This is a genomic window from Caballeronia mineralivorans PML1(12), assembly GCF_001028175.1.
In the GTDB taxonomy this organism is placed as follows: domain Bacteria; phylum Pseudomonadota; class Gammaproteobacteria; order Burkholderiales; family Burkholderiaceae; genus Caballeronia; species Caballeronia mineralivorans.
In genome coordinates, this window is record NZ_AEJF01000043.1 from 22,824 (window position 1) to 33,193 (window position 10,370).

At 61.5% G+C, this 10,370-nt stretch carries 10 protein-coding genes; 5 read left to right on the plus strand and 5 right to left on the minus strand.

The window, feature by feature from the left end:
* Positions 1-219 precede the first annotated feature (219 nt).
* The 5 genes from EOS_RS05305 (at position 220) to EOS_RS05325 (ending at position 6,066) form a co-directional block, all read left to right on the plus strand.
* On the plus strand, positions 220-1,938 hold the full coding sequence (locus EOS_RS05305) for a GGDEF domain-containing protein (RefSeq protein WP_235442709.1): 1,719 nt from the start codon (positions 220-222) through the stop codon (positions 1,936-1,938).
* A 169-nt stretch (positions 1,939-2,107) separates the two neighbouring features.
* Positions 2,108-2,401, plus strand: a complete 294-nt coding sequence (locus EOS_RS05310) for a GYD domain-containing protein (protein WP_047845552.1) — start codon at positions 2,108-2,110, stop codon at positions 2,399-2,401.
* 58 nt (positions 2,402-2,459) lie between these two features.
* On the plus strand, positions 2,460-2,663 hold the full coding sequence (locus EOS_RS05315; protein ID WP_047845553.1) for a hypothetical protein: 204 nt from the start codon (positions 2,460-2,462) through the stop codon (positions 2,661-2,663).
* Between the two features lie 79 nt (positions 2,664-2,742).
* Complete coding sequence (glnA, locus tag EOS_RS05320) at positions 2,743-4,248, plus strand: type I glutamate--ammonia ligase (RefSeq protein ID WP_047845554.1); 1,506 nt, start codon at positions 2,743-2,745, stop codon at positions 4,246-4,248.
* Positions 4,249-4,542: 294 nt separating this feature from the next.
* Positions 4,543-6,066, plus strand: coding sequence for a sensor domain-containing diguanylate cyclase (locus EOS_RS05325; RefSeq protein WP_047845555.1), 1,524 nt, complete (start codon positions 4,543-4,545; stop codon positions 6,064-6,066).
* Between the two features lie 59 nt (positions 6,067-6,125).
* On the opposite strand, the gene EOS_RS49145 is transcribed toward EOS_RS05325, so the two are convergent.
* The 5 genes from EOS_RS49145 to EOS_RS05350 all read right to left on the minus strand — a co-directional run.
* Positions 6,126-6,347: an FmdB family zinc ribbon protein gene (locus EOS_RS49145; protein ID WP_047845556.1), complete on the minus strand. Its 222-nt coding sequence runs from the start codon at positions 6,345-6,347 to the stop codon at positions 6,126-6,128.
* A gap of 6 nt (positions 6,348-6,353) precedes the next feature.
* Positions 6,354-7,775: a dihydropyrimidinase gene (gene hydA / locus EOS_RS05335; RefSeq protein WP_047845557.1), complete on the minus strand. Its 1,422-nt coding sequence runs from the start codon at positions 7,773-7,775 to the stop codon at positions 6,354-6,356.
* Between the two features lie 11 nt (positions 7,776-7,786).
* Positions 7,787-8,722: a dihydrodipicolinate synthase family protein gene (locus tag EOS_RS05340; RefSeq protein WP_047845558.1), complete on the minus strand. Its 936-nt coding sequence runs from the start codon at positions 8,720-8,722 to the stop codon at positions 7,787-7,789.
* Entirely contained in the window at positions 8,719-9,879 is a 1,161-nt protein-coding gene (locus tag EOS_RS05345) for an NAD(P)/FAD-dependent oxidoreductase (RefSeq protein ID WP_047845559.1), read from the minus strand. Before EOS_RS05345 ends, EOS_RS05340 begins: the two co-directional genes overlap by 4 nt.
* A partial coding sequence (locus tag EOS_RS05350) for a (2Fe-2S)-binding protein (protein ID WP_047845560.1) occupies positions 9,876-10,370 on the minus strand: 495 nt, incomplete at its 5' end. The genes EOS_RS05345 and EOS_RS05350, both read right to left, overlap by 4 nt.

Below are 10,370 nucleotides of genomic sequence, written 5' to 3' on the forward strand. Positions count from 1 at the left end.
AATATCATACGAATACAAGGGTTCCATGGACATGCGAGGACCGGTATTCTTAATGTTTTACATCAACCTCGATTAGCGCAGCCAATGATGTTTTAACTCTTCCTTGAGCTGCCTTAGCCCAATCACCGTCCCGCAAGCAGCTATTCATCAGTGTCCCGTTTTTCAATTGCAATGATTAAAACACCCGCGCGCGAAACGTCGATCAGGCGGCGGATCAACTTGAGCGCAGCCACTTTATTGCTGCCGGTGATCTTGCTGGCCGCCGGGTTAGTTGTGCATCAATGGCAGGCCTATGCTGCAGCGGAGGCTGCCACGCGTGCGTTTGAGCAGTTTCGCGCGACTCTGCAGGCGATGGAAAAAGTATCGGCGGAGCGGGGACCCACCAACGGAGCGTTGGGCGCGGACGCGAAAGCCGCAGTTGCCGCGCGCAGCCGGATGATGTCCGCCCGGGCCGAGAGCGACCGCCGGATCGCGAATTTGCTCGCCCAACTCGATCCGCATGAATGCAACGACTGTGCAGCCGCGAGGGAGAGTGTTGAAACAGCTCGCGCCAGGCTTGCGTCTGCGCGCAAGGAAGTCGATGCCGTCGTCGATCTGCCCAAGGAGCGGCGCGATCAGTTAGCAATATCCAATGCGGTCAGGCAGATGATCGATGTGATCCCCTGGTTCGGGTCGAGTGTCATTAGCAGCGCAAGCGCTGTCGTTCGAGGTGATCCGGATTCGGTCAACTGCCTTGGAATTGCCCGTCTGAGCGCCGATTTGCGGGAGCAGGCTGGCCAGTTAGGATCGGGATTCACAACTGCCTTGAGCGTAAACAGGCCGCTGACCAGCGCGGAACTGCTTGCGCTCGAGCGTACCCGAGGGCGTATCGATGCATTACGCGAGTTGATCGGGGCGAGGGTCGGGAATCACCCCGCCCTGATCACTCACGCGTTCGAGAATATGAACACGCAGTACTTCGGGACCGGGACAGCTTATCTCAGCGGGATTCAGGAGGCTGCGATGCGACCGGGCGGCGCCGGCGTATCGCCCGCGGAACTCGCGGCGAGCTATGTGCCGACAATGGCCGCTATCACCGACTACCGCGACGAGGTGCTGAGCCTCGCCGAAAGCGATGTGCTGGATCACCGCGACAAAGCGCGCTTGCTGCTGGGAGTTGCGGTGCTCGCGGCGATGCTTCTCACGGGCGCATTGCTCGCGGCCAGCAGCGTGTTTCGGCGGCGTTTCGTCCAGCCGTTTGTCGAAGCGACTACCGTGATCAAGGAGATCGCCGAGGGAAAATTTACGACACCCGTTCCGCAGGCCAGCAACCGGGACGAAATACTGGGGCTCTTTAGTGCTATCGCGGTGCTCAAGGCGAACAGCATCGCAAAGCTGAGCCTTGAGCGAGAGCGCGACGTTCTGATTCGCGACCTTGAGATCATGGCTGATACGGACTCGTTGACGCGCATGCTGAATCGACGCGCATTTCTTCGCAAGGCGCACATAGCGTTGAGAGAGGCACGCATCGACGGCGCGACTCCTGCCTTGATCATGTTTGATATCGATCACTTCAAGGAGATCAACGATACGTATGGCCACGCAGCCGGCGATCACGCGCTGCAGGTGCTTGCCAAAGCGTGCCGGGAGCTCTGCAGGCCAGCGGATATCTTTGCGCGAATTGGAGGCGAGGAATTTGCTTTGTTCACCTACGTGAACGACGTCTGCAGCGCGGTCGAGATCGCGAATCGGCTTCGGCGGCGTATCGCGGGAACGGCGGTCAACGCTGACGGACTTGACATCACGATGACCGCGAGCTTTGGCGTCGCCGTTCCCTCGGATCCCTCAAACCGCACTACGGTAGACGAACTGCTCAAACGTGCCGATCGGTTCCTCTATAGGGCAAAACGGGCAGGGCGCAACCGCGTTGAATCCGAACTAGACGCTCTCGCTGATTAAGCGCTTACGGCGAACACTTTTCCGAAGGCCGGAAAACGGCGCATCGCATTCGATTCCATTGTCTAAGATTAAGCTACGCGCGAAACGGTTCTCACCGTATCAGTGTGGCGTTCGTGACATCGCTAGCGCGTTTGAATCCCGACATGTTTCAATCATAAGGGGAATCGTCATGGCGACTTACGTGGTTCTTGCACAATTTACGGATCAAGGGATCCGCTCCGTCAAAAACAGCCCGCAACGGGCCGGTCAGGCGGCGGAAATGGCGAAAGGTTTTGGCTGCGAGATGAAGGAGATCTATTGGACGCTGGGCAACTACGACATTGTTACGATCATCGAGGCACCGGATGACGAAAGCCTCGCTGCATTCGGTGCCGCGCTGGGGTCTGCCGGCAATGTCCGGACACAGTCGTTGCGTGCTTTTACGAAGAACGAGTTCAGCCCGATTATCGCCAGGCTGCCGTAACCCGGCCACCGGGTACACGAGCAGTTCTCTTTGCGCGATCTTTCCTCAGGAGTTCACGATGAAAGCAGACAACAGAGACACGGTACGCGCCTTCGTGCAAACGGCCGAGCAGGCTGGCGAGTATGTCTGGGTCATCACGCTGGTTGACTTCACGGCACAAAACGTCAAGCGTGCGCTCGTTTCAGACGAGACCTACTCAACACGCGCTGCTGCTAAAGACGCAGGCGAGGCCCATTTGAAAGCGCTAGAGGAAGATCGCTAGCCGCGCCCGGGCGACCTTGCTTTCGCACGCGGACAGTCAGGTTGGTCCATAGACGAAGGGCTGGAACAGGAGAACGTCCATGTCCACTACGCCAGGAGTGTCCAGATCGCCTTTCGGGGTGTCCGTCAAACCGGGTAGCTATCGCGTCACGCGACCGGGAAGTGCGAGCGAGGTGATCGACCTGCTACAGAAACACAATATCCAGATCGTCGATCTGAAGTTCACCGATTTACCCGGACTCTGGCAGCATTTCTCGATCACACTCCCTGAAGTCCACCCAGACCTGTTCAGCGCGGGGATCGGTTTCGACGGTTCGTCGATTCGCGGTTTCCAGGAGATCCACGAGTCCGACATGCTGCTGAGGCCGGACCCGGCGACTGCCTTTATCGATCCGGTTTGCGGCACACCGACACTGTCCATCATCTGCGACGTCGTCGATCCCGTGCTGCAGCAACCGTACTCTCGCGATCCGCGCTACGTCGCTAAAAAAGCGGAGAACTATCTGCGTCAGACGGGGATTGCGACGACCTGTTATTTCGGGCCGGAACTGGAGTTCTTCATCTTCGACTCGATCCGCTTCGGGCAGGACCAGCACTGCGGCTACTACTACGTGGAATCGGCCGAGGGCGACTGGAACACCGGCCGCGACGAAGGGGCGTACGGAGGCGGAAACCTCGGCTACAAGCAGCGCTACAAGGAGGGCTATTTCCCGGTTCCGCCGAGCGATACGCTGCAGGAGATTCGCTCGGAGATTGCGCTGACGCTCCAGCAGGCGGGCGTGCAGATCGAAGTGCATCACCACGAGGTGGCGACCGCTGGACAGAACGAGATCGACATGCGTTTCGCGACACTGACGCGCATGGCCGACAACGTGATGATCTACAAATACGTCTGCAAGAACGTAGCGCGCCGGCACGGCAAAGTGGCAACCTTCATGCCGAAGCCGCTGTTTGCCGACAACGCGAGCGGCATGCATTGTCACCAGAGCCTGTGGAGAGACAGCGAGAATCTCTTTTATGACGCCAACGGGTGGGCGCTGACTTCGGAAACATGCCGGTGGTATATCGGCGGATTACTGCAACACGCACCTGCGCTGATGGCCTTCTGTGCACCAACGACGAACTCCTACAAGCGTCTGGTGCCCGGGTATGAGGCCCCCGTCAATCTGGCGATGTCGCAGCGCAACCGTTCGGCTGCGGCACGCATTCCTATGTATTCAAGTTCGCCGAATGCACGGCGGGTCGAGTTCCGTTGCCCGGACCCGTCGGCCAATGCGTACCTCGCTTTCGCGGCGATGCTGATGGCTGGCCTCGATGGCATTGAAAACAAAACTGATCCCGGCGATCCGCTTGACCGCAATATCTACGACCTTTCGCCTGAAGAAGCCGGGAATATACGGCAGGTGCCGGGCTCCCTCGGAGACGCGCTGCTAGCGCTCGAATCCGACAACGCGTTCCTGCGCAAAGGCGATGTATTCACCGACGACGTCATCCAGACGTGGATCGAATACAAGCGCACGCGCGAGATCGACACGATCAAACTGCGGCCGCATCCATGGGAGTTTTATCTATATTTCGATACTTAAAATGCAGCGTCCGCGACCCACGAGGGACGGCCAATCCCGAGGCTTTGATGGACGCTCGAAATCGTCGTGCGCGTTACCGCTATATCCATGGAAGCAAGCAAATGAAATGGATTAGCCAGGAAAATCGGCGGTTTTCGCACAATGAACCGGAATTAATACCTGATACGCTTCACGCATTCTCCCGAAAGTGCGGCGATTCGCCGTCTCAAATCAATTTTCAGTAAGGTTTGCGAAAGCTACGATCGGACGGCGCGCAATGGTTTTTGAAGATTCCGCAGCATCGGCGGTAAGGACATGACCCGGCGGCCGAATGCCGTGATCGGCGTCAGCGTGCTCATCGCGTGCGCGATTCTCGGGATTGCTGCATGGGTGCTGACCGAGATGCGACACGACGCGCTCAGGCGGGCACAGGAAGCAGCGATCAACGTGGCACTGCTGGTGGAGCGCGACACAGCGCGCAACCTCGAACTCTATGACCTGTCGCTGCAGGCGGTCATTGAGGGCCTCGAGCATCCTGGCGTGCGCGACCTGCCGCCTGACCTTCGCCGGATGGTGCTGTTCGACCGCTCCGCGACGGCCAAGGACCTGGGTTCGTTGCTGGTTCTCGACGAGGACGGCAACATTGTCATCGACTCGAAGGTCGATCCACCGCGCCGCGTCAACTTGTCTGATCGCGACTATTTCAGGGTCCACCGCGACGCGGCAAACGTAGGACTGTACGTTAGTCATCCGTTCGAGCCACGACTGACCACCGGCACCAGCATCGCCATGAGCCGGCGACTGTCGCATCCGGACGGCAGCTTTGCCGGGGTGGTGGTGGGAACCATGCGCCTGAACTATTTCCACAACCTGTTTGCCGGCATGAACTTGGGCGAGGGCAGCTCGATGGCGCTGATGCTGGCGGACGGCACCATGCTGATGCGCCGGCCCTATGACCCGAAGATCGTTGGCCGGAGCCTCATGGGCACCGCCAACTACACGCGCTTTACCCAAGCGCCGAGTGGCGAGTTCTTCGGCACTGCTGCGATCGACGGCGTAGAGCGCTGGTATGCGTTCCGGCACATCGGAAATTTTCCGTTGATTCTCGATGTCGCGGTGGCTAGCCGCGGCATCTATGCGGAGTGGCATCGTCGCGCGTGGATCATCTGGTCGCTGGTCGGTGCAGTCGACGTTATCATCCTCACGCTGGCTGTGTTGTTCGCGCAGCAACTCAGGCGCCGCATTGCCATGGAAACCGAGCTTCGGTCGCTCGCGAGAACCGACGCGCTGACGGGGCTCTGCAATCGCCGGGCGTTTGACGAAATGGCCGAGTTGGAATGGCGTCGTGCGCAGCGCAGCGGCCTGCCGCTGTCGCTGCTAATGATCGACATCGATCATTTCAAGGGTTTCAACGATCTGTACGGCCACTCGGCCGGCGACGACGCGCTCGCGGCTGTCGCCCGGTGCATTGGCGAGAATATCCGGCGGCCGGGAGATACCGCCGCGCGTTATGGCGGGGAAGAATTCGCCGTGCTGTTGCCCGATACCGGGGATGCGGGCGCAGTTCGGGTCGCGGAAACCATGCGCGCGGCGGTGCAGGAGCTTGACCGCCGCCACGTGGCCAGCCCGTATCACATCGTGACGGTCAGTATCGGGGTCGCCTGCACGTCAGAGCGGCGTTTTGCGACGCTGCGGGCCTTCGTCAATGCAGCCGATGCCGCGCTCTATGAGGCCAAAGGCGGTGGCCGCAACCGGGTCGTCTGCGAGCCTGCCGGCGCGGTGTCCGATTTCATTGCTCCTCCGACCGTGCCGACGGCCAATACGCGATCGGCGCGATGAAGCTGGCTGGTATTGGCAGCGTACGCAAGAGCATTGTGGCTATCGTTCGCGCTGAATTCCTAACGGCAGCAACGGCAACTGCCTTGATGCCTGTAACCATAGGCTCCTTCTTCCGTCGGCGTTTGCCCGCGGCGTTGCGCCAACAGCACCGTCGAGCCGCTGGCGACGCGCGGCGACAACGCACCGCACTCCGGGCAGGGCGCCTGCTCATCGCGTCTGGAAACCGGGCGCATGGAATCGAACGCACCGCAGGTACCGCAGGCATGCTCGTAGATCGGCATGACGCTCTACCAGTGGCCGCCAAGTTCGCCGCGCGCGACGAACGCTCCTTGGCCGGTCCGTCCGACCCAGTCGCCGTCGTCGATCAGCAATTCTCCCCGTAGCAGCACCTTCTTCACCCGGCCCGTGACCTCGCGACCTTCGAACAACGTAAAGTCGCAATCGCTGTGTTGCGTGTCTGCGCTGATCGTGTGCGACTTGTTCGGATCGAACAGGACGATATCGGCGTCGCTGCCAACTGCAATCGTTCCTTTCTTCGGGAACAGGCCGAAGAGCTTGGCCGGCGCAGTCGACATCAACTCGACGAAGCGGTTAAGCGTGATGCGGCCGCTCCGTACGCCGCCGTCATAGACCACCGTCATGCGCGTTTCGACGCCAGGCACACCGTTCGGGATCTTCGAGAAATCGTCACGTCCAAGCGGCTTCTGGTTGACGTTGCCACGATGGCCTTCCTTCATACAATACGGACAATGATCCGTCGAGATCAGTTGCAGATCGTCGGTCTTGAGCGCGGTCCAGAGTGCCTTCTGCGCCTCCTTCGATCGCAGCGGCGGACTCATCACGTAACGCGCGAGATCGAAGCTGTCGTCGGAGTACGCTGATTCGTCGAAGAAGAGATAGTGAGGGCAGGTCTCCGCGAATACGGGAATGCCGAGATCGCGCGCCTCGATCACATGCTTCAACGCCTCTTTCGCCGAGAGGTGAACGAAGTAGACCGGCGCTTCGGCGAGTTCGGCGAGCTTGATGCCGCGATGTGTCGCTTCGCCTTCCATGATCGCGGGCCGCGTCAACGCGTGATAACGCGGCGACGTGTGACCTTGGGCGAGCGCCTCGCGAATCAACAGGTCGATGATCGTGCCGTTCTCGGCATGCAACGCGATCATGCCGCCGTGCTGGCCGACCATCCGCATCGCCTGGAAAATGGCGGCGTCGTCCGACATGACCGTGCCGGGATACGCCATGAACATCTTGAAGCTCGATACGCCTTCGTGACGGATCGCATATTGCATGTCGCCAAGCACGCGCTCGTCCACCTGCGTCACGATCACGTGAAAGCCATAGTCGATGCTCGCCACCGACGCTGCCTTCGACTGCGCCCGCGAGATTGCATCGAGCGGGCTCGTGCCGGCTGTCTGCAGCGCGAAGTCGATAATCGTCGTGGTGCCGCCGAAGGCCGCCGAGCGCGTGCCTGACGCAAAGTTGTCGGCCGTCACCGACGGCCCGAAGGTATTCTCCATATGCGTATGGCAATCGACGCCACCCGGAAACACGAGCAGTCCTGCCGCGTCGATCACGCGGGCATCCGGGCCCGCATCGAGGTCCAGCCCGATGCTGACGATGCGCTCGCCTTTCACGAGGATGTCGGCGACATAGTCGTCGACGGCCGTAATGATGCGGCCGCCTTTGATGAGGGTCATGGTTGGCGTCATGAGTCACTCCGTTAAGCGCTGGTGGCGATGGCGAGCGCGTCGTCGAGACGCGCCATTTCTGCGTGGGAGAGCGGCGGGATGGGCGGGCGCATCGACGGCTGCGGGAACTGTCCGAGCAAGTGCAGGCAGGCTTTCAGGCGCGCATTGGCGTGCGAGCCGGGCGCGGTTCCGTAGATGGCCTTCGCAAGCGGATAGACGTGCGCATGAAGCTGCTGCGCCTGGGCAAGATCGCCGCGTTCGACAGCACGATACAGCGCTACGATCAGTTCAGGCACGACGGCCGCCAGGCTGACGAGGCTGCCTTCAGTGCCGAGCGCAAAACAGGTGAACAGGTGTTCGTCGCCGGAAGCCATCACGGCCACGTGCGGCGCGATCGACTTGATGAGCCGGCGGTTCGCTTCGTACGCGGCGGTTTCCCAACTGCCTTCCTTGATGGCCACGACCTCGGGCAAGCCGACGAGCGCGGTGAGCATCTGCGGCGTGTAGGCCATGCCGCCCGTGGCGACACCGGCCTGGTACAGCATCATGGGCAGGCGAGCCTCGGCGTTGGCGATCCGGTGATGCGTGAGGACCGTGTCGAGATCGGTCGACAGCGCCCACGAGAACGGTGGAAACAGCAACATGGCGTCGGCGCCGGCCTGCTTTGCATCGTTTGTGTGGGCCTGCGCTTCGTAACTGTCCTCGGAATTCACGCCCGCCACGATGATCAGGCGATTGCCGCAGACTGCATGTGCAATTTCCACTACGCGCCGTTTGTCCGCTGCCGAGAGCGCGAAGTTCTCGCCGGCGTGGCCGTTCACCAGCAGGCCGGCAATACCGTCGACGTTCGCCACCGTCTCGATATGCCGCGCGAGCGCGGCTTCGTCCAGATGGCGGCCGTCCGCGTCGAGAGGGCATAGCGTGGCGGCATAAACGCCGTTGAATGGATCGGCATGCGTGGGAATCATTCTGTCTTTTCTCGATGAGGTTGGGCAAGCGCCTCGACAGGAACGACGAGCCGCGCCGGATCGAACAGGGGTAGCTCGGGTTCTTCGCCGAGCATGGCTTGGGCTAGCAGCTTGCCCATGTAGGGACCGCTGGTGTAACCGGAATGCACGCAACCGATCACCCAGGCATCCGGAAGACCGGGAAGCGCACCGATCATTGGCATGGCGTCGGCGGTTTCGGATTCGAGGCCAAGCCAGATGCGGGCCACGCGCGCCTTTGCGAGCGCGGGGATCACGTGCTGCGCGAGCCGGAGATTGCCGATCAGATTGTCCGGCACAGTCTCCACGCCGCCGCGCACTCGATCGCCAATGCCTTGCCAGCCGCCGCCTATCAGCACGCCGCCGTTGGCGAACTGCTTCATTGACAGCAACCCGTTCGCAATGCTTAGTACTGAGCGCATCAAGGGCGGCATGCGCTCGGTGACGATCAACTGGTTGACGAGCGTCTTGACGGGAATGTTGATATCGAGCATGGCCAGGAGAGGTTCCAGCCACACGCCGCCCGCCATCACGAGACGCGTCGCGTCGATACGGATTGCGTTGTCCGGACCGCTCACGCGATACATCCCGGCGACCCGGTCGATGCGCGTTGCCGGCGTCTGCTCGAACACATGCACACCCGCTTCGCGCAATGCCGCATGGTAGGCGCGGCCGGTGAGATAGGCGCTGGCGAAGCCGTCCGTTGCGCAGTACGCGGCTTGCAGTACCACTGGATTCAGACCAGGCTCCACGGCGAGCGCAGCATCCCGGTCGAGCAGATCGATCCGCGCGCCGTACTTGCATCTTGCCGCCGCGCGTTGCTGCAGCAGCGTCTTCTCGTGCTCCGTGAAGGCGAGCGAAAGGCCGGGCGCAGCGGTGGCGAGCACGCCGTGGCCGAGCCACGCGTCAGTGTTCATCCACATGTCCCAGGCCCGGATAGCGTAGGGGACGAGGGCGGCGCGCGTCATGTGCAGCGTCAACGTGCCGGCGTTCACGCCCGATGCGCCACGGCACAGCGCATCGCGTTCGATCACCGCCACCCGCATGCCAGCACGCGCGAGGAATAGTGCGGTCGTGCATCCCATCACGCCGCCGCCGAGTACGGCGACATCGAATGCGGTTGTTGTTGCCCGATTCATAAGGGCGCCGCCTTCGGGATCGGAATGTCGTCATAGCTGAAGTCACCTGTGAGCGCTTCCACTGTCATTGGCCGTAACGGCGTGCGAGCCGAAAAGCAGCCAGCGCGTTCGCGTGAGCCGCCGTGAGCGCGTGCAGCAAGCAATTCCGCCGCAACGTCTCCGCAAGTGCGGCCCTGGCACGGTCCCATGCCGCATCGGGTCCAGGCCTTGAGCTGATTCACGTCGCGTGCGCCGGCATCGCAGGCGGCGTCGATCTCGGCGCGGGTCACGTCCTCGCATCGGCAGACAATGGTTTGCGGCTCAATGCTGTCAACGTGACCGGGCCGCAGCGCCATTAATTGCGCCATCGAGCGGCCGAAGCGCGCAGCCTTTGCGTGCGCCTGGCGTGTGGCCGGTACGTGCGACCAGAGCTGGTCGACGTCAGTGGCGCCAAGGTCGATGGCGCACGCGAGCCCTGCGAGCGTGCCGTGGTGGCTCGCTGCAGCCGCGCC